Here is a 24,101-nt window from a genome sequence, read left to right on the forward strand (position 1 = left end):
TTAGATGTTCTGTAAATAGGTCGAAATCTTCGACAAGGTGAGAATCTTGGCGCTTGGGCACGCGCGAATGGCAGCCTCAGGCATAGCCTGGGCAAAAGCCTCGGACGGATCCTGGATGATTGCTGTGCCTCCAGCGTGGACGACGGCCGAAAGACCTCGCGCACCATCATGATTGGCGCCTGTCAGGATGATGGCTATGAGTTGGCTTCCCCACGCGTCCGCCGCGCTCTCAATCGCCACGTCGATCGAAGGCCGGGAGAAGAGAACCTCTTCCTCGCTAGACAACGCGAGATGCGCCCGCCCCTCGAGCAGAAGATGGTAGTCAGGAGGAGCGAAGTAGATGGTTCCCGCCTCGACTGGTTCCTTGTCTTCCGCTTCAATCGCGCGGAGTTGACATTTGAGGTCAAAGATCGCGGCGAGCACACTGCGTTTGTTTGGCGGCAAGTGCACAATAACAAAAATGGGGTACCGAAACGTTGCAGGCAGGGGCGACAATATGGCCGATAAGGCTTCAAGTGCCCCGGCGGAGGCACCGATGATCACTGCGCCTTCTGGATCGTCTTTCATGAGCCGATCCTTTGATAGATCTTCTCCTCGCGGACGAATTCCCGAAAGCTTTCGACATGCGTGGAAAAGCGCAGCGTTTCTTTTGAACCCAGGCCGAGGAAACCATTGCGCGGCAAGGTGTCGCGAAACAGGCCAACGGCGCGGTCCTGCAGGTTTCGGTCGAAATAGATCATGACGTTGCGGCAGGAGACCATCTGCATCTCCCCAAAGACCTGATCCGTCACCAGGCTGTGATCCGAGAACACAACGTTACGCCGCAGGCTTTTGTCCAGGATGCAGCGATTGTACCCCGTCATATAATAGTCCGACAAAGAGCCCTTGCCGCCGGATTGGCGATGGTTCTCGGTAAAGAGCTTGACCCGTTCGATGTCGTAGATCCCGGCCGCCGCGTGGGTAAGCGCGTCCGGATTGATGTCTGTTGCGTAGAAGATTGTGCGATCCTCAAGCCCTTCCTCCCGAAACAGAATGACAAAGGAGTAGAGCTCTTCGCCCGAACTGCATCCGGCAATCCAGATTTTCAGGGAGGGGTAGGTGCGCAGATGCGGAATGACCTTTTCCCGTACGGCCTTGAAATAGGACGGATCGCGAAACATCTCGCTAACCTGCACTGTCAGAAAACGGAGCAGATCATCAAGCATTTCCGGGTGGTGAAGGACACGTTCCTGTATAGCTGAGATCGTCGCAAAACCCCACTGCTCGCGAGCTTGGCGCAACCGTCTGCGGATGGAAGACATGGCGTAGCTGCGAAAGTCATAGTGGTATCTATGATAGAGCGCCTCCAGCAGCAGCCGGATCTCGATGTCTTCGATCTTGTCGAATGTCTCCGTCATTGAGGCATCCACACGCGGACGAGAGACAACAGCTTTTCGACGTCAAGTGGTTTGGCCATGTAGTCGTTGGCGCCGGCTTCGATGCAGCGCTTCTGATCGTCCGGCATGGCCTTCGCGGTCAAGGTGATGATCGGCAGCTTCTGCCACGCCGCATTCTTGCGGATGTGACGGGTCGCGGTGAGGCCATCCATCACCGGCATCATCACGTCCATCAGCACCAGATCAATCCTGTCTTCCGGCTTGTTCAGCGACCGCTCCAGCTTATCGAGCGCTTCCTCGCCGTTTCGGGCGATCTCGACCAGCACGCCGCGCGGCTCGAGAATATTCGTCAGAGCATAGATATTGCGCACGTCGTCCTCAACAATCAGGATACGGCGGCCTTCCAGAAGCTCGTCGCGATTGCGTGCCTTGCGGATCATCTGCTGCTGCTCATCAGGCAACTCTGAGACCACCTGATGAAGAAAGAGCGTGACCTCATCGAGCAGGCGTTCCGGCGATTTTGCGCCCTTGATGATGATCGATTTCGAATAGCGACGTAGCCGCTGCTCTTCCTCGGAAGAGAGAACGCGGCCAGTGTAGACGATGACGGGCGGGAAGGAATGCATGCCTTCCTGGCTCAGCGTCTCCAGAAGCGCAAAGCCCGATGCATCCGGCAAGGAAAGATCCAGCACCATACAGTCGAAGGTCTGTTCGGCCAGAAGAGCGATGCACTCGGCAGCCGTGCCGGCCCCCACTGTTTCAACGTCGTGGGACGACAAGAGCTTCGACAATGCCTCTCGCTGTACGGTATTGTCTTCCACGATCAAGACGCGACGCAGAGTTTGTTCAGCCTTTGCGCCAAGGGATTCGATCATCGATATCAAGCGATCGCGCTGAACGGGTTTCAGGGCATAACCGACAGCACCAAGCGAAAGCGCGCGATCGGAATAGTCCTCGGCAGACAGAACATGAACGGGGATATGGCGGGTGCGCACGTCGCGCTTGAGGCGGTCGAGCACGGACAGGCCGGACTGGTCAGGCAGGCCGACGTCGAGAAGAATGGCGTTCGGCAGGAACTGATGGGCGAGCTCCAGCGCTTCCTGCGCCGTGCCAGCGACGAGGGCCTTGAACTTGAGTTCGCGCGCGAGATCGCGAAGGATAAGCGCGAAGGGCTGGTCGTCCTCGACAATCAGCAACTTCCGCTCCGTGTCTGCGGACTTCGCCCGATCATCCTCAATGATGGCAATGGCCTTCAGTTTTGCAGGCGCGATCGCGGCAGACGGAGCCTGAATCGGGGCGGCGAGCGGCTGCGGCTGGTAAGCCGGCTCCTGATGTGGCGCTTTCACCAGAGCGCTGTCGAATTCTGTGGGGATAACGATGGTAAAGGTGCTGCCAACACCGACTTCGCTTTCAAGCAGGAAGTGACCGCCGAGCAGCCGGACCAGCTCACGTGAGATCGACAGGCCAAGGCCGGTTCCACCGAACTTGCGGCTGATCGTGCTGTCAGCCTGATGGAAGGCCTCGAAGATGCGCTTTTGCTGCTCTTCAGCTATGCCGATGCCCGTATCCTTGATCGCAAAAGCGAGCTGACTGTCGCCGTAACGGCGAACTTCAAGCGAGACGCTGCCTTTCTCCGTAAACTTGAGAGCATTGGCGAGCAGGTTCTTGATAATTTGCTCCAGCCGCTGCGGATCCGTCTGGATCCCGCCGGGTACGTCCGCTTCAACAGAGGCGTTGAACTGCAGCCCCTTGTTGGATGCCAGCGGTTCAAACATGTGACGCAACCCGCTGAGCGTGCGTTCGATGGAAACGGCCTCCGGATGGATCTCAACGTGGCCCGCCTCAATTTTGGATAGATCGAGGATATCGTTGATCAGGTTCAGGAGGTCGTTGCCGGAAGACTGGATCGTCTGGGCAAACTGCACCTGCTGCACCGTCAGATTGCCTTCTGAATTATCAGCAAGAAGCTTGGCAAGGATGAGCGAGGAGTTCAGAGGCGTACGCAGTTCATGGGACATATTGGCCAGGAAATCTGACTTGTAGCGGCTCGCAAGTTCGACTTCCTTCGCCTTGGCCTCGATGGCGCTTTTCGAACGCTCCAGATTGTCGCGCTGTCGCTCCAGCTCCTCTGCCTGCTCTTCGAGCTGGGAATTGGTCTGTTCGAGTTCGGCCTGCTGCTGTTCCAGGCGCGCCTGCTGCTCGCGAAGTGCGCGTCCTTGTTCTTCCAGTTCCTCGTTCGATACCCGCAGCTCTTCGCCCTGCACTTGCAGCTCTTCCGATTGGCGTTGCGTCTCTTCAAGCAGCGCCTGGAGCCTTGTTCTGAACTCTGCAGACCTGATCGCAACGGCGATGATTTCAGACGCTTCTTCAAGAAGCGACAGGGTGTCATTGCTGACACTGGACAGGAAACCGAGTTCGAAGACGCCGCGGACATCGCCTTCGACGATCGCCGGGGCCAAGGCCAGGTAACGCGGCTTGTGCTGCCCCAGGCCTGAGCCGAAGCTGATATAGCCGTCTGGAAGTTCCCCAACAGCGATTGGCCGGTGATCTTTCAGTACGTGGCCGAACAGGCTGTCATTTTCTCCGAAGCTGGTCGGAAGGCTCACGTCTGGCGGCACACCGTGGACAGCCGTGCGTTGGAACCGTCCAGCGCTTTCGACATAAATGGCTCCGGCGACAGCGCCGAGATAATTCGTCAGGAAGCCGAGGATATTCTGGCCTAGCTGAGCAAGTGGCTGCTCGCCGGATGCCGCCGATGCCAAACCAAGTTGGGCGTCTTTGAGCCACTGTTCTCGCTTTTGTCCCAGTGCAGTTTTTCTCAGCAATCCAGTGATGATCAGTGTGAGAATAAGGCCCACGACCCCTGCCGCAACACCGGTTGACCATGCAATTACAAATGACCTGTCTCTCTCCTGCAGGCGCTGGGTACGCTCTTCGCCGGCCTCAATCCGCAGTTTCCCGACCGTGTTCCGGATTCCATCCATATCGCTGCGACCACGGTCGGTCCTCATGAATTCCAATGCCGCGGCCTGTCCCTCTTCCCTGTAAAGGCGGAGCGTCTCCCTCATGGTGTCGAGCTTGGAAACTGTGAAGGCTCTTAACTCGGAAGGACCACCTCGCTCCCGCATTTGGGTTGTCGCAACGGAGTTGAGCGTTTCAATGCGGTTCTCGACCTGAGACATCGCGCGATTGTACGGGCCAAGATACTGGTCATCCGCTGTTAGCAGGTAGCCTCGCAGGCCCGCCTCAGCGTCCTGTACATCGATCAGAAGCAGGTCGAGAGCGGTGATCAGGGAATGAGTTTGCGTGACGCGAGCGCTATTATCCCTAATGTTTTGAATCGTGTAAAATGACAATGCGGCGCTGGCGGCGAAGAACACAATCGCGGCCAGCAGGCCGATGAATGCGTTGCGCTCGAGGCCGAGCGTTCGACTGCCTGTCAATACGGATGTCTTTCGGTGCATGGTGCAACTTTAAATGTTCGGGCTGCCGGATCACCTGCGGCCGATTTCATGGCCATTGTCGACAGATGATTGGCACGCGGAATTGTGAGCGTTATGAATGTTTGAACACGTTCGCAGGCGCCGAAACCGACCGACCCGAAAGAATTGCAGGTAGCAATAATTTGACCCAGTGCGCAAGAATGTACTGAAAATGGAACGATAGGAATTGCGCGATGGTCGCCGTAATTTCGAACTGCCCGGATCGTCCAGTCTTCTGCTGCAACCTGTGCTGGCGCGACGGAAGCGAACTGCCTGCTGTCGGCCCGACCAAGCCTTGCGTCACAGCTCGTGTAACCCGCAGGTGACAGCGAGCGTTTGAGAGGCAGGGACAATTCCGGAGACTGGCGTGACTTCAACCGCGTGTAGCGCTCGCCAACCGCTTCGGCGTCGGGCTTCTGATCGTCGGTCATTTGAGAAAAATTTGGAGCGGGCGAAGGGATTCGAACCCTCGACCCCAACCTTGGCAAGGTTGTGCTCTACCCCTGAGCTACACCCGCCCGCTCCGCCGCGAAGCACCGTGGCGCTGCGACTGGCCGCTATATGGCTGAACCCCAGGCCGATTGCAACAGGGAAATTTGCGTCATTTGCAACTTTGCTCATCCCGAGCCCTTTCATGCACTGGCCCAAACCTCTAAATCTCATAGAAGTGAAATTGCACCTGTCGGGACAAACCTTATGGATCAAAAGCTTGAAACCTCCGAAGCACGTGAGGAGGTCAACGCACGCCAAAAGGCCGAGCCACTATTCAATCTGCTGAAAAAGCTGGGGCTGAGTGTCGACAGCCAGTGGCACGAACCGGTGTTCACTGTTGAAGGCAGCGAGGAATTGATTGCCTCAATTCCCGGAGGTCACACCAAGAACCTGTTTTTAAAGGATAAAAAGGGTCGGATTTTTCTTGTCGTCGCGCATGTGGATACGCAGGTCGATTTGAAGACATTGCATCAGAAAATTGGTGCGCAGGGCCGATTGTCGTTTGGTGATTCGGAGCGAATGCAGGCTATGCTTGGCGTTACACCGGGTTCAGTGACCATATTCGGCATTATGAATGACGCAGACGGGGCTGTAACGCTGGTTCTGGACGCGAATCTCATGAAATACGAAATCATCAACGGTCATCCCTTGACGAATTGGGCAACGACCAGCATCTCCCGGGTCGATCTTATGAGTTTTTGTGAAGCGACCGGGCATCCGCCGCTCATTACGAATCTCGGCGACGCATCAAACGAATAATATGGGGGCAGGAAATGACCAGTAATCCTTACGCTTCAGGAAACAGCGGCTATGGAGCGCAGTCCCTGACATCAAGTGCGGGCGCTCCGGCAACCCCTTCACAAGAGCTGATCAAGGACACGACCACTGCCACCTTCGCCGAGGATGTGATCCGCGAATCGCACACGCAGCCGGTTATTCTGGACGTGTGGGCACCATGGTGCGGTCCGTGCAAGCAACTGGCCCCGGCGCTGGAGAAGGCCGTTTTGGCCGCCGGCGGCCGTGTGAAGCTGGTGAAGGTAAATATTGACGAACATCCAGCCATTGCGCAGCCCTTGGGTGTGCAGTCGATTCCGGCGGTGTTTGTTTTTGTGGCGGGCCGCGCGGTCGACGGCTTCATGGGAGCCATGCCGGACAGCGAGGTTGCGGCCTTTGTCGATAAGATCGCAAAGACTGTCAAAGACCCGATGTCCGATGCGCTGGATCGTGCCGCCAGCCTGATGGCGGAAGGTGATATGGAATCTGCGGCTCAGCTGTTCAGTGGCCTGTTGCAGCATGATCCGAAAAATGCGGTGGCCGCGGCCGGTCTTGCCGAGTGCTACATGGCCTCCGGTCTTGTTGAAGAAACCCAGGCACTTCTGGACCAGTTCTTGCCGGAAGTGCGCGACCATGAACTGCTGGCTTCTGTCCGCACGCGGCTGAAACTGAAAGCTGAACTGGCTGCCCTTGGCGACGCGGACGAGCTGGATGCGCGGCTTCTGGCCAACCCGGACGACCATCAGGCCCGGTTTGACCTGGCTCTGATTGCGCAGGCGAAGGGCGACCGCGCTGCCGCAGCGGAAGGGCTACTGGCCATCATCCAGCGCGACAGGAGCTTTGATGATGATGGTGCGCGCCGCAAATTGCTGGAATTTTTTGAAGCCTGGGGCGCAGCCGACCCGGTGACAAAAGATGCGCGCCGCCGGCTTTCTTCGCTTTTGTTTTCTTGAGCTTGCGAGCAATTGCGCCATATTTCCCTTGAGTGCAGGCAGCAAGTGCCCGGCGAATAACATGAAGGGCCGTCTATTTTGGGACAGGCAGGAAATTTGAACTACACACGGGTTGAGGAAGTGCCGGAAACTGTACCGGTTCTTCCACTGGAAGGTGCCTTGCTGCTTCCCGGCGGGCAGATGCCGTTGAACATTTTTGAACCGCGCTACGTTGCGATGATTGATGATGCATTTGCTAGCGAACGGGTCATCGGCATTATTCAGCCGCGGCTGGATGGCAAGCAGAATGGGGAAGGTGACCCGGAACTGGCAAATATCGGGTGTCTGGGACGCATTTCCTCGCTCACGGAAACCGGTGATGGCCGCTACCTCATTACCCTGCACGGTATCTGCCGGTTTCGGGTGGTTCAGGAAGTGGCCGTGGACGAGCCATATCGTGTTTGCGAGGTTTCGGCATTTGCCGCTGATCTGGACCTTGGCGCAGGTGCGGATGATGTCAACCGGGATGAACTTCTGCGCTCCTTCCGGCAATATCTTGAGGCCAACCAGCTGGAAGCGGACTGGGAAAGCGTAACCCGCGCTTCCAACGAAACACTGGTCAACGCCCTGTCAATGATGTCGCCTTACGGGCCGGCGGAAAAGCAGGCCTTGCTGGAAGCGCCGGATTTGAGGACCAGAGCCGAAACGCTGATTGCCATTACCGAATTTGCGCTTGCGCGTGAAAGCAATGAAGATGGCGGCGGTAATGTGCTTCAGTAATGAATTGGCCCGGCTTGGCAAAACAGGAGCGCGGCATGGATGACAATGGCACTTTGCGACCGGATGCCAAGCTGCTGGATCTGCTTGTCTGCCCGTTGACCAAAACCACGCTGACCTATGACCGCCAGCGCAATGAACTGGTGTCCAGGGCAGCCAATCTTGCCTACCCGATACGCGATGGTATTCCCATTATGCTGCCATCGGAGGCGAGATCGCTGGATAAGGGGTAAGATTCTGTTGGGCGATTTTGCGATCGGCCGACCAGCCTTAGATACCGCTTCCGTCTCCCATAACGGCCGGATCTGGCTTTTGCGCTTTGATCAGGCGCGGCAGCAGAAACTGCTTGAGAAACGGGCGAGCCAGAAAATCCGCGAGGCCAAGAAGCAGGGCGGCCCAGATTGCCGCGCCCAGTATCAAAGCGACAATCGCCAGCAGGGCTGAAGCGATTGCGCGATATTGCACCAAAGCCCCCGGCTGATTCTGCACTCCAATATCGGCATTTGAGAGCCAGTGCTGCCTGAGCTTTGCCAGCCAGACGGTGTTCGCATTGGCGGCTGTGGGCTGCGCGGCTGCCGTTACCCTGGTTACCACCCCCAATGCCACAGTTTCATTGGTTACCGGGTCAATGAGTATGAATGCACCCAGATCCCGGCTTTCCTGATAGGGCGTGGCAACAACCGGCTGTTCCAGATGGATTTTAACCCGGCCCAGCTCGTTCATGCTTAGAACCTGCGTTGGCCGTGCTTCGAACGTGTTGACGTTGATGGCAGAATCCAGCGATCGCAAGATCGCGGGTGATTGCGCAGTGCCAAGACGAGCGATCAACCTGCTGCCAGCGATGAGCGGACGGTCGGCAAGCGACAGAATCTCGGCTTCAAACAACTGTTCCGGCCGTATCGGGTCGCCGGGCTTGACCAGCACATTCCCTCTGGAAACGTCGATTTCGCTGGTCAGCGTCAGAGTCACCGGCGTGCCGGTCCCGGCAATCTCCAATGGCCCATCCGGCCCGTAAACCGCCTTCACAAATGCCCGCTGGCCGCTGGGCAGTGCCACAACCTCATCTCCAGGCTGAACGCTGCCACCGGCGATTTCACCGCAAAATCCACGAAAATCGAGGTTGGGGCGGTTGATCCACTGCACTGGCAAACGAAAATCTGTTTTCGGCGCCAGGGTTTCGGGCTGCGCCTGTTCCAGTTTTTCCAGCAGCGTCGGGCCGTTATACCACGGGGTGGCTGCCGATCTGGATATGATATTGTCGCCGTTTTTGGCCGAAAGCGGAATGAAGGTCACATCCAGGAAATTGAGCTGCGGCAGCAGCGTTTCATAGTCGCGCGAAATTCTGTCAAACGCGGCCTGATCAAAATCCACAAGGTCCATTTTGTTAATGGCAACAATGGCCGAGCGAATGCCGACCATGGACGTTATAAAGGAATGACGGCGAGTCTGGGGGAGAACTCCGTGGCGCGCATCCACCAGAATGATCGCCAGATCGGCCTGGCTGGCTCCTGTCGCCATGTTGCGGGTGTATTGCTCGTGCCCCGGCGTATCCGCAATGATAAAAGAGCGGTTGGCTGTGGAGAAATAGCGATATGCCACATCAATGGTGATGCCTTGCTCCCGCTCTGCGGTCAGCCCGTCCACCAGCAGGGCAAAATCCAGCGTGTCGCCCGTGGTGCCGAATTTGCGGCTGTCGCGCTCCAGCGCTTCCAGTTGATCATCAAAGACCGAATTGGTGTCGTACAGCAGTCTGCCGATAAGGGTGGACTTGCCATCATCGACTGAGCCGCAGGTGATGAACCGCAGAAGCGAGGCATTCGCGCCGAATGGCTCGGCTTGGCTTGCAGGTTGTGCTGTGGAACTGGCAGTCGCCTGAGGCAGGATATTGGCGGCGCTCATCAGAAATAACCTTCCTGCTTCTTTTCTTCCATGGAGGCGCCACCATCGCGGTCGATGATCCGCCCCTGTCGTTCCGATGCGCGCGAGCCGCGCATTTCGGCAATAATGTCGTGCAGGTTGGATGCTTCAGAACGAACTGCGCCAGTGAGCGGATAACAGCCCAGGGTGCGAAAGCGCACCATCATGTTTTCCACCACTTCACCCGGTGCCAGTTCCATGCGGTCATCATCCCGCATGATCAATGCGCCATCGCGCCGGACAATGGGTCGCTTCTGCGCAAAATACAGCGGAACAACCGGGATATTTTCCAGGGCGATATAGTCCCAGACGTCAGCTTCCGTCCAATTGGACAAGGGGAAAACGCGAAAACTCTCGCCCTGCTTTTTGCGCGTGTTGAACAGCCGCCATGGTTCCGGCCGCTGGTTCTTTGCATCCCAGCGATGTGCTGCCGAGCGCAGGGAAAACACCCGCTCCTTGGCGCGGCTTTTTTCCTCATCCCGCCTTGCGCCGCCGAACGCCGCATCAAACCGGTGGATAGCCAGTGCCTGTTTCAGACCCTCGGTTTTCATGATGTCGGTGTGAACGCGCGAGCCATGGGTGAATGGCGAGATTCCGGCCTTCACGCCGTCTTCATTGATATGCACGATCAGGTTCAGGCCCAGTTCCCGAGCCCGCTGGTCACGAAACTCGGTCATTTCGCGAAATTTCCATGTTGTATCAACATGCAGCAACGGAAAGGGCAGGGGGCCGGGCGCAAATGCTTTCAGGGCAAGGTGCAGCATGACTGCTGAATCCTTGCCGATTGAATACAGCATAACCGGGTTTTCTGCTGTAGCGACCGTTTCGCGGATAATGAAAATGGCTTCCGCCTCAAGGCGTTGAAGATGCGTTGTCGGTGTCATAGCCACCCTTCACGTGCGTTCTGAGATTGTTGTTGTGCGGGCGTTGGCAGAGGCGGCGGTGGCGTCATCGACATGCAATCCGCATTCCTTGCGGGTTTCATCCTCCCACCACCAGCGGCCAGCGCGTTCCGGCTCGCCGGGGCGCAGGGCTCTTGTGCAGGGCGCACAGCCGATGGAAAGAAAGCCCCGATCGTGCAATGCATTGACAGGCACGTTGTTGGCGCTGGCAAAGGCGGCAATGTCCGCGCGGGACCAGTCAAACAGCGGGTTGGCCTTGATCAGTGCTCGCCGCTCATCATGCACAACAAATTCCAGCGACTCGCGGTTGGCAGACTGGTCGCGGCGCAACCCTGTCAGCCATCCGCCTGCTCCGTGCAAAGCGCGCTCCAAAGGCTCTACCTTGCGCACATGGCAACAGGCTTTGCGCATATCTGCACCGAAGTAGAATCCATCAATTCCCTGATCGTCGACCAGTGCCTCAAGCGCATCGGCTTGCGGGTATTTGGCTTTGATGCGCCGGCCGTAATGCGCCTCGGTTTCCTGCCACAGGCTGTAGGTTTCAGGAAACAGCCTGCCTGTATCCAGTGTCACAACGTCAATTGGCAGCGCATTGCCAAAGATCAGATGCGTCAGCATCTGGTCCTCAAGGCCCAGACTGGTGGTGAAGACAAGCTTTCCCGGCACGTTGGCCACAAGCAGCTGCAAACGTTGCAAGGGCGACAGATCCGGAAAACTCGAATTCAGGCGGCCCGCCAGCGTGTGCAGCTCCGCGCTCATGGCCGGGCCTTTCTGCGGGCGGCCAATCGCTTTTGCAGAATGCTGTTTTCAGCGCCGTGGCTGGTCTGGTAATGCAGCGAGATAATGGTCTCTGCCTGCTTCCACTGGTCAAACGGCTGGCGTTCCGCCACCGTTTGCGGAATTTCCACTTCGTCAAACCCACAGGCAAGTATTTCGCGAAACTGGTCTGCGATCACCGGCCCGCGCGCCCGCAATGTGCCGGTGAAGCCTGCTCGCCGCAAACGCACGGCCAGTGAAAGGCCGCGCCCATCGGTGAAAGCGGGAAACTCAACGGCAATCAGGCTTGCGCGTTCTATCAGTGGTTCAATTGCCTCAATAGAGGTGTGGTTGTTGACCACGATACCAAAGGCGTCATTGCGTCCCTGTGCCAGCAATGGTTCTGCCAGGGCCAACGGAACCAGCAACCAGCCGGGTGTCTGGCTCAGCTGTTCGGCTTCTTCCACAAAAGTGTAGGGATCCTGCTGCTCTCCATCGATGTTGAGTAGAGTGCTCATGCAACTTCTTCCACATTCTGCTCGGCAATATAGGACTGGAATCGTGATTTGAACGGCTCCAGCCCGGTCCTGCGCACAGTTTCAATGAACTCTTCGCCGTCCTGCCGAAATGCGAAATACGTATCCACGATGGCCTCAATGGCGCCGGGAACCTGGTCGCCATCAATGCCAGGGCCGAGCCTTTCGCCCAACGCCGCATTCTCGGTTGCATCGCCGCCCAGCGTGATCTGGTAATTTTCCTTGCCGGATTTTTCGAGGCCGAGAATTCCTATATGCCCGACATGGTGGTGGCCACAGGCGTTGATGCAGCCTGAAATCTTCACCTGCAATGGCCCGATGTCCCGCTGGCGCTGCATGTCTGCAAACGTATTGGCAATTTCCTGCGCTATGGGGATGGAGCGGGCCGTTGCCAACGCGCAGTAATCCAGCCCGGGGCAGGCAATGATGTCAGACACCAGACCGGCATTGGCAGTGGCCAGCCCTGCCTGTGCCAACTCAGCAAACAATTCCGGCACATCATCCTGCCGCACGTTCGGCAGCACAAGGTTTTGTGAATGGCTGACGCGCAATTCACCCATGGAGTAGCGCTCGGCAATGTCAGCAAAAGCCAGCATCTGCTCGGCTGTCATATCGCCCGGAATGCCGCCAACCGGCTTCAGCGAAACCGTCAGGATGAGATAGCCGGGCTGCCGGTGAGCAAACCCGTTCTGCTCGACAAAATGATGCAGTTCCGGGTTGGCTTCGCGCGCCGCCTGCAATCGCTCGGACTTGGCCGGCAAAGTTTCATAGGCCGGCGGTGCAAAATAGGCGTTGATCCGCTGCACTTCTTCTTCCGGCGCGTTGATCGCCGGGCCGTTCAGCGCCGCATATTCCTCTTCAACCCGCCGGGTAAACTCTTCCGTGCCGATTTCGTGCACCAGAATTTTCACTCGTGCCTTATATTTGTTGTCGCGCCGCCCCTCGGCATTGTAAACGCGCATCACTGCTTCCAGATAGGCCAGCAATTCGGCCTTGGGCAGGAAATCGCGCACCACCTTGCCAATCATGGGCGTGCGGCCAAGGCCACCACCGACCACGATTTCATAACCCGGTTCGCCGGTTTGCGGATGCCGCAGCATGCGAATACCAAGGTCATGCACCTTGATGGCGGCGCGATCATGCTCTGCCCCGGTGACGGCGACCTTGAACTTGCGTGGCAACCAGGCAAATTCCGGGTGAAGGCTGGACCATTGGCGGATGAGTTCTGCGGTCGGGCGCGGATCTTCCATTTCATCCGCCGCAACACCGGCAAACTGATCAGATGTGACGTTGCGAATGCAGTTGCCGCTCGTCTGGATGCAGTGCATTTCCACATCTGCCAGAAGCTGCAGAATGGCCGATACATCGCTGAGCTTGGGCCAGTTGAACTGCAGGTTCTGCCGCGTGGTAAAATGCGCATAGCCCTTGTCGTAGGTCGCGGCAATGTGGCCCAGTTGCCGAAGTTGCCGGGCATGCAAGGTGCCATAAGGCACGGCGACCCGCAGCATGTAAGCATGCAATTGCAGATAGAGGCCGTTTTTCAGCCGAAGCGGGCGAAACTCTTCTTCGGTCAGTGATCCGTCAATCCGGCGTGCAATCTGCTCGCTGAACTCTGCAACCCGATCGCGGACGAACTGTTCGTCAAATTCATCATACCGATACATTGCTGTCTTTCCCGTGCGCGCGAAATTCTGCCTGTTTGCCAAGGTCCGGATGGGTGGAAGGGCCTTTTTGGCGAATGGCCTCGCGGAAATGCGTCGCCTGCGGATAGCCATCAGGCTCCACGCGCACAGCCACCAGATAAGGCTCGACCACTAGATTGGCCCTCAGGGCTTCATGCCCCCGCGCGTCCAGTGCTTCGGCAGCTTCAAGATCAGTGGCAACCTGCGCCTGTGCAGGGTCGGGGCTCCAGCCACTCTTTGTCAGAAAAACCACATCGCCAGACAGCAGATGATTGGCGGAAACAACGGCTGGCAACTGAATGCCCTTGTATTTGTCCGCAGCGGCAGCTTTGGCCATTTGGGAACCTTTGTTTTCAGCCGCTCGGCGCAGCATCCAATTCAACAGGTGGCAGAGGCTGTTGTGCCGGCTGCCTTGTTCCCATTCTAATAAGCTATTGTCGGAGCTTTCGCGGCGATGCCCATTCCAATCGCACCGATGCAAGCGGATGATTTTCCTTCAGAACTGCATCTGCCGCGATTCTGGTTCCAAACCCGTTTTCCGGGCAAAGCGATTTGCGCCGAAAAGGGATTCGCTTGCCGCCAAGACAGTGCGACAAAACAAATAGTTAGAGGGTTTCGAGCGATCGGAAAATCATCGGAAACACTGCAATATCTAAAGTGCCTCGCCGCGCAGCAGGCGCGGGCCGGACGTTTCCGACAGTCCGGCGGCTGCGCCAATAAAGTAGGATTTGGCCAGGGGTGTACGGTCCACCAGACTCAGGCCAAAATCACGCAACCGTCGCAGAACGGCATTGTCGTTGGAAAACAGCCGGTTCAGAATATCGGTCGTGGCGCCCATTTTTACCGTGTCGAACCGCCGCCATTGCTGGTAGCTTTCCAGCACGTCTATGGCGCCAATATCCCGGCCAATGCGGGCCGCTTCCACGATGGTTTGCGCAAGGGCCGCTACATCCTTGAAGCCATAATTCAAACCCTGTCCGGCAATCGGGTGCATGCCATGGGCAGAATCTCCCACCAGCGCAAAGCGCGGGCGAACAAAATCGCGCGCCAGCCGCAGCCCCAGCGGAAAGGCTCTTGGCTTTCCCTCCACGGTCAGTGCGCCGAGCTTGAAGCCAAAGCGGCGTTCCAGTTCCAGCTCGAACACCATGGCGTCGGCAGCAACCAGACGCTCGGCCTCACGCGTGCTTTCAGTCCAGACCAGTGAAGAGCGGTTGTTCTGCAAAGGCAGTATGGCGAACGGCCCGGCAGGCAGGAAATGCTCCTCGGCACGCCCTTCATGCGGCCGTTCATGCGCCACCGTTACCACAATGCCGGATTGCCCATAATCGCTGTAGACGGTTTTGATGCCAATCATGTCACGCAGTTTGGAATTGACGCCATCGGCAGCTACGACCAGGCGGGCGCGAACCTCCTCACCGGAGGACAGCCGGACACGCATGGCTGCGGGCTCTTCCTGCAAGGAGGATACGGCAACACCGAAACGCACATCCACGCCAAGAGCGCGCGCTTTTTCGCGCAAGGGGGCGGTCATCGCAATATTCGGCACCATGTGGGCAAAGGGTTCGCCAGGACGCACTTCGCCATCAAATGTCAGAAACACCGGACGCACAGGGTCTGCCAACCGGGAATCTGTCACAATCATTTCATTGATGGGTTGGGCGCTCGGTAAGACCTCTTGCCAGACACCCAGTTGCTCAAGCATGCGGCTGGCAGCGGCAGCCACAGCGGAGGCCCGGTTGTCTTTTGTCCAGGCGGCTTCCGGCGCCATGTCAACCAGCAGAATCGAAAGGCCGGGGGCAAACTGGCGTATGGCAACGGCGGTGGAAAGACCAACATAATTGCCACCGGCAATAACAATGTCGAAATTTACGGGCGCATCCATTGGCGATTCACTTTGCTCTTCCAGTTGTGTGCTGGTTTAGAACGTTTCATGTGATAATTCGATCACCTGTAACATTCTCACTCTTTGCCTTGTCGCATTGTCCTGCGGTGGAAACAATTCCGCATCAACGGGAATTGCTCTAAAGCATCGCATCGCGCTTGAACAGGAACTGACCATGCATGAAAATGTGCGCACCCTGCTGGATACGCTTGAGCTGGAAAAGCTGGAGGAAAATCTCTTTCGCGGAACCAGCCCTGACAACGGATGGCAACGGGTGTTTGGTGGTCAGGTTGTGGCGCAGGCGCTGGTAGCGGCACAAAATACGGTTGCTCAGGACCGCCATGTTCATTCGCTGCATGGCTATTTTATTCGCCCGGGGGACCCAACAATACCGATTGTTTATGAAGTTGCACGGCTGCGGGATGGGGGCAGTTTCACCACCCGGGTCGTGACTGGCATTCAACACGGCGAGGCTATTTTCACCCTTTCCGCGTCATTTCAGCGGCCGGAAAAGGGTCTGGAACATCAGGCGACCATGCCGAAGGTGCCAGGGCCGGATGACATTATTGGCCAGGAAGAGCTGACAACGCGGATTCTGGAAAGTGCGCCGGATGCCGTGCGGCACTACTGGATGCGACCGCGCCCGATTGAGTTTCGCCCGGTTTCCTTTGAGCATTACCTGACCGGGGATAAATTGCCGCCCGCGCAGAATGTCTGGGTGCGGTGCCTGAGCGATATTGGTGATGATCCGAAGCTCAACGCCGCAGTGCTGGCCTATCTGTCGGATATGACCTTGCTGGACACGTCCCTGTTTGCCCATGGCATGTCTATTTTTGACCGGCGTGTGCAAGCCGCAAGTCTGGATCACGCAATGTGGTTTCACCGGCCTTTCAGGGTCAGCGAGTGGCTGCTCTACACGCAGGATTCGCCATCTTCCTCAGGCGGTCGCGGTCTGACACGCGGTTCCCTGTTCTCGGCAGACGGCACTCTGGTTGCTTCGGTTGCACAGGAAGGATTGATACGTCTTCGGCAAAAGTCGCAACCTGACGTATAAAATTCATGCACACTGCTTATATTTTATGCATTGCCTAGCATGTAATCACTTTCGAATTTTCCCGGCAGCTCATCAACCGGGATGAAAATGCCGGAAAATAAGGCTTTCACCGCACCAATGCGCAATTGGCACGAAACTTGCTTCATCTCTTAACGTCGGAAGACGGTGCGCAATCGGCAAGGCTGTCTGCACAAGCAGAGTGCCTTGGCCAGATATATCGAGGTGAACATGAAAATCGTGATGGCGATCATCAAGCCATTCAAGCTTGACGAGGTCCGGGAGGCACTGACAGCCGTTGGCATTCAGGGTCTGACCGTTACCGAGGTCAAAGGCTATGGGCGGCAAAAAGGACATACCGAAATTTATCGCGGCACTGAATATGCCGTCAGCTTTCTGCCCAAGCTGAAAATCGAGATCGGCGTTCCGTCGGATCTGGTCGATGAAGCGGTCAACGCCATCGCATCCGCAGCCAGAACCGGACAGATCGGCGACGGCAAGATTTTCGTCTTCGGTATTGAGCAGGCGGTTCGCATCCGCACCGGCGAAACCGACGTGAGTGCGCTGTGAGGGGATTTTCAAAAATGAAGTTGTTCAAATCTGTTATCGCTGGCGGCGTTCTGGGCGCAATGGCCACAAGTCTTGCCTTTGCGCAGGATCTTGGCATTGGCCCGGCACCGCAGGAAGTTGTTGGCGAAGTGGTGGACAAGGGCGATGTCGCCTGGATGCTCACCTCCACGGTTCTGGTGCTGTTCATGATTCTGCCGGGGCTGGGCCTGTTCTACGGCGGGCTGGTGCGCGCCAAGAACATGTTGTCCGTGCTGATGCAGTGCGTCAGCATCACCTCCATCGTCATGATCATCTATGTTCTTTACGGTTATTCACTGGCCTTTGGCGGCTCTGAAAGCCCGTATTGGGGCGGCTTCGGCAAGGTGTTTCTGGCGGGTATCAACGCCGATTCGACCGTTGGCACGTTCACCGATGGTGTGGTGCTGCCGGAATATCTGTTCATGGCGTTTCAGATGACATTCGCCTGCATTACGCCAGCGCTTATCGTGGGGGCATTTGCCGAACGCATCAAATTCAGCGCGGTTGTGTTGTTCATGATCCTCTGGGTCACGCTGGTTTACTTCCCGATCGCGCACATGGTCTGGGACAGCAACGGCCTTATCTTCAACGGCATGCACGCGGGCGGCGTCGCTGCACTCGACTTTGCTGGTGGTACGGTGGTTCACATCAATGCGGGCATTGCCGCTCTGGTTGGCTCGTTGATTATTGGCAAGCGCACAGGCCTTGGCAAAGAGATGATGGCTCCGCACTCCATGACCCTGACCATGGTTGGCGCCTGCATTCTGTGGGTTGGCTGGTTCGGCTTCAATGCCGGTTCCAACCTGGAGGCAACAGGCGGCGCGGCGCTGGCAATGATCAACACCTTTACGGCAACAGCCGGTGCGACGGTTGCGTGGATTGTCATTGAAGCTCTGTCACGCGGCAAAGCTTCCATGCTGGGCGCAGTGTCCGGCATCATTGCCGGCCTTGTGGCTGTAACACCCGCTGCCGGATTGATAGGGCCAATCGGCGGTATCTTCCTTGGTGCTCTGGCTTCTGCCGCCTGCTACTTCTTCGTTGCAGTGGTCAAGCCTGCGCTGGGTTATGATGACAGTCTGGATGTCTTTGGCATTCACGGCATTGGCGGTATTGTCGGCGCGATCGGCACCGGCATTTTCGTTTCCTCCTCGCTGGGCGGCATTGGTCTTGAAGAGGGCGTAACGATGGGCGCGCAGGTCTATTCGCAGATCGTCGCCGTGCTGATCACCATCGTCTATTGCGGTGTGGTTTCGGCCATTCTGTACAAGGTGGTGGATCTGGTCATCGGCTTGCGTCCAACCGTGGAAGCAGAGCGTGAAGGGCTGGACATCACCTCGCATGGTGAATCGGCTTATCACTACTAAGCCAAACCCATAATGATCAGAAAACGCCCGCCGGACATCCGGCGGGCGTTTTCACATCACGCAGCGGCAGTGGCGATGTTGGCGTATTTTTCCGGATGCCGCGCAAATTGCACCTGAACATAAGAGCAGGTCGGATAAATTTTCCAGCCATGGTCCCGAGCATGGGCCACAGCAGCTTCCAGCAGCTTTTCCGCCACGCCCTGTCCGCGCAAAGCTGGCGGTACGAAGGTGTGGTTAAACACAACCGTTCCGGGGGTGGTGCCGGAAGCATAGCTCAACTCAGCCTCTGCTGCGCCGGTTCCAGTTAAAAAGCGCCCGCCATTGCCTGCTGCCTCGTGCCGAATATCCATCTTCGCCTGTCTCCTGGAATGAAAATGCAAATCAAATTTCAAGGTTAAAGAGGCTTTAACCTGCCTGTGGTAACTGTGCTAGCCATTGGAGGTTCCAGGCCGTTGGCCGGAACAGCATCATTCTGAAATCATTGCCTCATTGGCAATATTTCAGGTTTTGTTGAACGCTGGTCGGCATGGCACCGGCAGGCACCAGGGCAAAGCGCGGATGGCAATGGCATCGATTGAGTTGGAAAAGCAGGATCAGGTCCGGCAACGGAGCGGGACCATGTTGGCGGGAGGAGTGGCCCTTCTGGGCCTGGCCGTCTATCTGGCGGCGGCTTTGGCCACGTGGAATGTGGCAGACCCTTCCTTCAGCCAGTCCAACAGCAACGACGTCACCAATATGGCTGGCGCTTCCGGAGCCATTGTTGCCGACCTTCTGATGCAGATCTTCGGACTTGCTTCTGTGCTGGCGGTGGTTTTGCCATTCGTCTGGGGCGGAATGCTGCTTTCTGGACGGCGCCTCAGCGCGTTGGGTCGCCGAGGCTGGTTTGCCATTGGCGGCATGGTCCTGGCGGCGACTGCGCTAGGGTGCTTCGGTACGCCAGCAATGTGGCCGCTGCCAATCGGACTGGGCGGCGTTGCCGGTGATGTTGTTCTGAAATTTCCTGCGCTGGTAACGGGTGCTTATCCCTCTGGCCTGGCAGGCGGCATTCTGGGTGTCGTGCTGATGGTGCCCGCCGGCTGGATGTTTTTGCAGGGCACGGGCCTTGTCGGTCGGGAAACGACTGGCGAACGAGGGGCAGGGCGCAAAGGCGTCGAACCCGCCGCCATGCGCAGCGCACAGTCCCGGCAGACCATGGTTGATGAAGACGAGGAGCGGGTGGGCCGGTGGCAGCTCGTGGCAGGTGCGGTCGGGCATCTGTTGTATTCGGTTCGCTCCAACCTGCGTCGCCCTCAGCCCAGGGCAGCCAATAATGTGGTGCGGCGCGAGCCTGTAACACAAGGCAACTGGCAGGAGCCGGTGCCAATGGCGCCGCGCGCAGCGCCGCAAAGAGAAATCCGGGTGGTGGACCCGCGCCCGTTTGATGGTGGATCGCCGGATTTCCCGCCATTCGATATGCCCGAATATGACGAATTTGGTTATGAGCCGGCACCGGCAAGCGCCCGTGCCGCTGCGCCAGCTGCGCATTATGCGCCGCAGGTAGAGCCCGCCGACCGGGCGCAGGCCTATGCTGAGCCCGCGGTTGAAATGCCGGTAATGGAGCCCCCGCGCCGCATGGTAGATACCAGCCGCGCCACTGTGCGTCAGGGACGCAGCGACTGGAACGGATCTTACGCCAGCACCCGCCTTGGCAAGCGCCGGGGCGAGGTGGATGAACCCGAATTGTCGCAGGCGCTGGAAGAAGCGTTCGAGCTGGACGAGCGCGAAAACGACGATGCGCATGAGGCGATGTTTGGCCAGTTGGAGGCCGATGATCTGCCAGAGGCCCACAGCGATTACGACCCGGAGGACGAGGCACCTTTCTTTGTGGACACACCTGCACCGCAAATGGCGCGTGAGGAGGAACGAGTGTCGCCGGTCGCGCCTGGCCGTGAAAAAACCGGCGGTTGGCGGGACCTGATACCGGCCAATGTGGTTGCGTTTCCCGGCTTGGGACGCGGGCGCCAGTCGCTGCCGGAGCCGGCCAACCAGCCAAACCGTTCCGAACCGGTGTTCCCACCAGTTACCATGCCCGCCATGGAAGCCCCGGTGCGGGTTGTTCCAGCGGCGCAGCAGCAGGCACCCGTGCGTGCGACTCGCCCGGAAAGGGTTTATCAGGGCCAGCCATCGCATGCCTACCAGCCTGAATTTTTCGAGCTGCCCTCCATTGGCCTTCTGACCCCACCCAAGGCCCGCACACGGGACGAAACTCTGTCGCCTGAAATGTTGCAGGAAAACGCCCGTCTGCTGGAGGGTGTTCTGGATGATTTTGGCGTCAAGGGTGAAATTATCGAGGTTCGCCCCGGGCCCGTGGTTACGCTGTACGAATTGGAACCGGCGCCGGGCATCAAATCCTCCCGCGTGATTGGTCTTGCGGATGATATTGCCCGGTCAATGAGCGCCATTGCAGCGCGTGTGGCAGTTATTCCCGGCAAGAACGCCATTGGCATAGAGCTGCCAAATGCCCGCCGCGAAACGGTTTACCTGCGGGAAATGCTGGCCGCAGACAGTTTTCAGCAGAACAAGGGCAAGCTGCCGCTGACGCTGGGCAAGACCATTGGCGGAGAGCCGGTGATTGCGGATCTGGCCAAGATGCCGCATCTGCTGGTTGCCGGCACCACCGGTTCTGGCAAGTCAGTTTCGATCAACACCATGATCCTTTCATTGCTTTATCGTCTGAGCCCGGCAGAGTGCCGCATGATCATGATCGATCCGAAAATGCTGGAACTCTCGATCTATGACGGGATTCCGCATCTGCTGTCGCCAGTGGTGACAGATCCGAAAAAAGCGGTGGTGGCACTGAAATGGACTGTGCGCGAAATGGAAGACCGATATCGCAAGATGTCAAAGGTCGGCGTTCGCAACATTGATGGTTTCAACACGCGCGTTGCACAGGCAATTGAAAAAGGCGAAAGCATATCCCGCACCGTGCAGACCGGTTTTGACCGGGAAACCGGGGAGCCGATCTTTGAATCGGAAGAATTCGACCTGCAGCCTTTGCCATACATTGTGGTCATCATCGACGAAATGGCCGACCTGATGATGGTGGCCGGCAAGGAAATTGAAGGCACTGTGCAGCGACTGGCACAAATGGCCCGTGCCGCCGGCATCCACGTTATCATGGCCACCCAGCGTCCTTCAGTTGATGTGATCACCGGAACGATCAAGGCCAATTTCCCGACCCGGATCTCCTTCCAGGTGACCTCGAAAATCGACAGCCGCACAATTTTGCAGGAGCAGGGCGCAGAGCAGCTGCTTGGTATGGGTGATATGCTGTACATGGCTGGTGGTGGCCGCATACAGCGCGTGCACGGACCGTTTGTCGGCGATGCCGAGGTGGAGGCGATTGTCTCGCATCTGAAATCACAGGGCGTGCCGGACTATCTCGACTCCATTCTTGAAGAAGATGACGAGGAAAGCGCCGGTCCTGCCAGCGCGGGTGGCGGCGGACTGGATGAATCGGCCGATCTTTACGATCAGGCGGTGGCCATTGTGCTGCGCGATGGCAAGGCGTCCACCTCCTATGTGCAACGTCGCTTGCAGATTGGCTACAACCGGGCTGCATCCATCATTGAGCGGATGGAGCAGGAAGGTATCGTGGGGGCTGCCAACCATGCTGGTAAACGTGAAATCCTGGTGCCGACAGACAATGCCTGAGCCTTTGGGCTGATAGACCATGCATTGGCAGACCGTTTCTCGTTGGAACATCTGCGTTGCGTCTGCAGGTCAATGCGACGAACCAAAAAGGTCAGGCGATACCGAGGATCGAACGATCACATGAAACGCTCTGGGGCCGCTTTCCGGCCCTATTGCCGCCTTGGACACTCGGTATCATATACAGAGTGATGAAACAGGAATTGAAAGCCATGCCGTTTCGCCGTGCTGTTAAATTGGGCCGCGCCGTTCTGCTGACCGCTCTAATGGCGCTGCCGCTGGCTGCGCCAGCCAATGCCCAGGCCACTGCGGTGGCACAGCGCGTTGCGGACCATTTTTCGTCCGTTCAATCCATGGCCGGCAGTTTTGTGCAGTTTGATGCCGCAGGCAATCAGACAGAGGGCAAATTTTACATTGAGCGGCCGGGCCGCATCCGCTTTGATTATGCCGGTACTCCCGTTCGGGTGATCGCCGATGGTCGCCAGGTTGCAATCAACAATCGAAAATTGAACACCTGGGATTTGTATCCCCTGTCCAGAACGCCAATGAAACTGCTTCTGGATCGGCGGATCGACCTGTCGTCTGCCAATATTCAGAGCGTGCAGGAAGCACCGGATTTGACAACGATTGTCATGGGCGACAAATCGATTTTCGGCAATTCCCGCATTACCATGATGTTTGATCCCAACAGCTACGAACTGCGGCAGTGGACAATCCGCGATGCGCAGGGCAAAGACACAACGGTCATGATTTATGACGTGCAACAGGGCGTCAAGATTGACCCTTCTGTCTTCACCATTCCGTACAATTCAATTGCTCAGGGTCAGACCCGAGGCTGATTTTCAGGCCGTGTGTTTGCCTGAAGCAAGAAAAAAGCCCAGAAACTCCGCAAGCACAGCGTCCGGCGCTTCCTCCACCAGGAAGTGACCGGAATCGAGTGCTTTTCCGGTGATATCCTCACACCACCGCTGCCACACCTCCATGACATCCGAGGTGGAGGGAACAGCGACGTCTCCCCACAAGACCAAAGTCGGCGCGCGGACCTTTTTACCCGCTGCCCGATCCTTTTCATCCATCGCCCGATCCAGCGTCGCACCGGCGCGGTAGTCCTCGCATGCGGCATGAATTGTTTCGATCTGGGAAAAGCTGCGACGATATTCGTCCAGCGCTTCCGGAGCGAAAGGCGCAAGGGACTTTGCTTTGGTCCAGCTGGTTATGGTGTGATCCAGATAAAACACCGGATCACTGGCAATCAGCCGTTCAGGCATTGGATTGGGCTGGGCCAGAAACATCCAGTGATAGGTTTTCATGGCTTCGGCGGCGTCCATGCGTTCCCACATCTCGACAGTTGGCAAAATGTCCAGAACTGCCAGGCGCGTTACGGATTTGGGAGCGTCTATCGCCATTCGGTACGCGACACGGGCGCCGCGATCGTGTCCCGCAACGGCATATTGCTTGTGGCCCAAAGCCTCCATGACTGCCAGCATGTCTGCTGCCATGGCGCGTTTGGTGTAGCCGGCGCCGCCGCTGCTGTCAGGTGTGGATGATCTGCCATAGCCGCGCAAATCCGGAATGACGACGCTGAAATGCTTGGCCAGTTGCGGCGCTATGCCGGCCCACATGGCCCCGGTTTGCGGATAGCCGTGCAAGAGCAGCAAAGGCGGGCCTTCGCCGAAGGTGCGAACATGAATTTCAGCACCCTTGCCCGTAAGTCTCTGCGTCGTGAAATCGCTGAACATTTCATCTCCCTGCAATGTGGCTGAGGAAACAGCCCGATAAGGTAGAGCAGGTTTTGGAGATTTGGGAAATGCGACAATCTACGATATTGCAAAGGCAACTTGCTGGCGGCAGCTCCGTGCGACATAAGGTCTGCGAAACCTTGCTTTGCTGCATTATCCCG

General features: G+C 57.5%; 21 protein-coding genes and 1 tRNA gene. 9 read left to right on the forward strand and 13 right to left on the reverse strand.

Going from position 1 to position 24,101, the window contains the following annotated elements:
* The 4 genes from FPY71_RS14125 to FPY71_RS14140 form a co-directional block, all read right to left on the reverse strand.
* On the reverse strand, positions 1–567 hold the full coding sequence (locus tag FPY71_RS14125; RefSeq protein ID WP_149300937.1) for a chemotaxis protein CheB: 567 nt from the start codon (positions 565–567) through the stop codon (positions 1–3).
* Positions 564–1,397, reverse strand: a complete 834-nt coding sequence (locus FPY71_RS14130; RefSeq protein WP_149300938.1) for a CheR family methyltransferase — start codon at positions 1,395–1,397, stop codon at positions 564–566. Before FPY71_RS14130 ends, FPY71_RS14125 begins: the two co-directional genes overlap by 4 nt.
* Positions 1,394–4,819 (reverse strand): response regulator, encoded by a 3,426-nt coding sequence (locus FPY71_RS14135; RefSeq protein ID WP_246160555.1) that lies wholly within the window; start codon positions 4,817–4,819, stop codon positions 1,394–1,396. The genes FPY71_RS14130 and FPY71_RS14135 overlap by 4 nt, the downstream gene beginning before the upstream one ends.
* A 482-nt stretch (positions 4,820–5,301) precedes the next feature.
* Positions 5,302–5,376 (reverse strand) — tRNA-Gly (locus tag FPY71_RS14140).
* A gap of 178 nt (positions 5,377–5,554) precedes the next feature.
* Here FPY71_RS14140 and FPY71_RS14145 point away from each other — a divergent pair.
* From FPY71_RS14145 to FPY71_RS14160, 4 genes are all read left to right on the forward strand, one after another.
* Positions 5,555–6,109 (forward strand): prolyl-tRNA synthetase associated domain-containing protein, encoded by a 555-nt coding sequence (locus FPY71_RS14145; RefSeq protein ID WP_149301121.1) that lies wholly within the window; start codon positions 5,555–5,557, stop codon positions 6,107–6,109.
* Positions 6,110–6,123: 14 nt separating this feature from the next.
* Positions 6,124–7,077: a thioredoxin family protein gene (locus FPY71_RS14150; protein WP_149300940.1), complete on the forward strand. Its 954-nt coding sequence runs from the start codon at positions 6,124–6,126 to the stop codon at positions 7,075–7,077.
* A 78-nt stretch (positions 7,078–7,155) separates the two neighbouring features.
* Positions 7,156–7,836, forward strand: coding sequence for an LON peptidase substrate-binding domain-containing protein (locus tag FPY71_RS14155; protein WP_149300941.1), 681 nt, complete (start codon positions 7,156–7,158; stop codon positions 7,834–7,836).
* Between the two features lie 35 nt (positions 7,837–7,871).
* Positions 7,872–8,066, forward strand: coding sequence for a Trm112 family protein (locus FPY71_RS14160; RefSeq protein ID WP_149300942.1), 195 nt, complete (start codon positions 7,872–7,874; stop codon positions 8,064–8,066).
* Between the two features lie 37 nt (positions 8,067–8,103).
* Here FPY71_RS14160 and cysN read toward each other — a convergent pair whose 3' ends face one another.
* The 7 genes from cysN to FPY71_RS14195 form a co-directional block, all read right to left on the reverse strand.
* The gene (gene cysN / locus FPY71_RS14165) at positions 8,104–9,732 is read right to left on the reverse strand and encodes a sulfate adenylyltransferase subunit CysN (RefSeq protein ID WP_149300943.1); all 1,629 of its coding nucleotides are present in this window, start codon (positions 9,730–9,732) and stop codon (positions 8,104–8,106) included.
* Positions 9,732–10,634, reverse strand: coding sequence for a sulfate adenylyltransferase subunit CysD (gene cysD / locus FPY71_RS14170; protein ID WP_149300944.1), 903 nt, complete (start codon positions 10,632–10,634; stop codon positions 9,732–9,734). The genes cysN and cysD overlap by 1 nt, the downstream gene beginning before the upstream one ends.
* Positions 10,635–10,643: 9 nt before the next feature.
* Positions 10,644–11,411 carry a phosphoadenylyl-sulfate reductase gene (locus FPY71_RS14175; RefSeq protein ID WP_149300945.1) on the reverse strand — a complete coding sequence of 256 codons (768 nt, stop codon included), beginning with the start codon at positions 11,409–11,411 and terminating at the stop codon, positions 10,644–10,646.
* Positions 11,408–11,926 (reverse strand): DUF934 domain-containing protein, encoded by a 519-nt coding sequence (locus FPY71_RS14180; protein WP_149300946.1) that lies wholly within the window; start codon positions 11,924–11,926, stop codon positions 11,408–11,410. Before FPY71_RS14180 ends, FPY71_RS14175 begins: the two co-directional genes overlap by 4 nt.
* Positions 11,923–13,608, reverse strand: coding sequence for a nitrite/sulfite reductase (locus tag FPY71_RS14185; RefSeq protein WP_149300947.1), 1,686 nt, complete (start codon positions 13,606–13,608; stop codon positions 11,923–11,925). Before FPY71_RS14185 ends, FPY71_RS14180 begins: the two co-directional genes overlap by 4 nt.
* A complete protein-coding gene (locus FPY71_RS14190) occupies positions 13,595–13,963 on the reverse strand; it encodes a DUF2849 domain-containing protein (protein ID WP_149300948.1) in 369 nt (122 codons plus the stop codon). Before FPY71_RS14190 ends, FPY71_RS14185 begins: the two co-directional genes overlap by 14 nt.
* Positions 13,964–14,278: 315 nt before the next feature.
* Positions 14,279–15,508: a ubiquinone biosynthesis hydroxylase gene (locus FPY71_RS14195; protein WP_149300949.1), complete on the reverse strand. Its 1,230-nt coding sequence runs from the start codon at positions 15,506–15,508 to the stop codon at positions 14,279–14,281.
* A 175-nt stretch (positions 15,509–15,683) separates the two neighbouring features.
* Between FPY71_RS14195 and tesB the strand changes: the two genes are divergently transcribed.
* The 3 genes from tesB to FPY71_RS14210 all read left to right on the forward strand — a co-directional run bounded on the left by tesB (position 15,684) and on the right by FPY71_RS14210 (position 18,511).
* On the forward strand, positions 15,684–16,562 hold the full coding sequence (tesB, locus tag FPY71_RS14200) for an acyl-CoA thioesterase II (RefSeq protein WP_149300950.1): 879 nt from the start codon (positions 15,684–15,686) through the stop codon (positions 16,560–16,562).
* 228 nt (positions 16,563–16,790) lie between these two features.
* Positions 16,791–17,129, forward strand: a complete 339-nt coding sequence (locus tag FPY71_RS14205; protein WP_149300951.1) for a P-II family nitrogen regulator — start codon at positions 16,791–16,793, stop codon at positions 17,127–17,129.
* A gap of 14 nt (positions 17,130–17,143) precedes the next feature.
* Positions 17,144–18,511, forward strand: a complete 1,368-nt coding sequence (locus tag FPY71_RS14210) for an ammonium transporter (protein ID WP_149300952.1) — start codon at positions 17,144–17,146, stop codon at positions 18,509–18,511.
* A gap of 56 nt (positions 18,512–18,567) precedes the next feature.
* On the opposite strand, the gene FPY71_RS14215 is transcribed toward FPY71_RS14210, so the two are convergent.
* The gene (locus tag FPY71_RS14215) at positions 18,568–18,861 is read right to left on the reverse strand and encodes a GNAT family N-acetyltransferase (RefSeq protein WP_149300953.1); all 294 of its coding nucleotides are present in this window, start codon (positions 18,859–18,861) and stop codon (positions 18,568–18,570) included.
* 268 nt (positions 18,862–19,129) lie between these two features.
* Between FPY71_RS14215 and FPY71_RS14220 the strand changes: the two genes are divergently transcribed.
* Positions 19,130–22,204 (forward strand): FtsK/SpoIIIE family DNA translocase, encoded by a 3,075-nt coding sequence (locus FPY71_RS14220; protein WP_246160556.1) that lies wholly within the window; start codon positions 19,130–19,132, stop codon positions 22,202–22,204.
* 209 nt (positions 22,205–22,413) lie between these two features.
* A complete protein-coding gene (locus FPY71_RS14225; RefSeq protein ID WP_425457889.1) occupies positions 22,414–23,040 on the forward strand; it encodes an outer-membrane lipoprotein carrier protein LolA in 627 nt (208 codons plus the stop codon).
* A gap of 3 nt (positions 23,041–23,043) precedes the next feature.
* Here the strand turns inward: FPY71_RS14225 and FPY71_RS14230 are convergent, their stop codons facing one another.
* On the reverse strand, positions 23,044–23,940 hold the full coding sequence (locus FPY71_RS14230) for an alpha/beta fold hydrolase (RefSeq protein ID WP_149300956.1): 897 nt from the start codon (positions 23,938–23,940) through the stop codon (positions 23,044–23,046).
* Positions 23,941–24,101 lie beyond the last annotated feature (161 nt).

It is taken from the genome of Aureimonas fodinaquatilis (genome assembly GCF_008369445.1).
Taxonomy (GTDB): Bacteria; Pseudomonadota; Alphaproteobacteria; order Rhizobiales; family Rhizobiaceae; genus Aureimonas; species Aureimonas fodinaquatilis.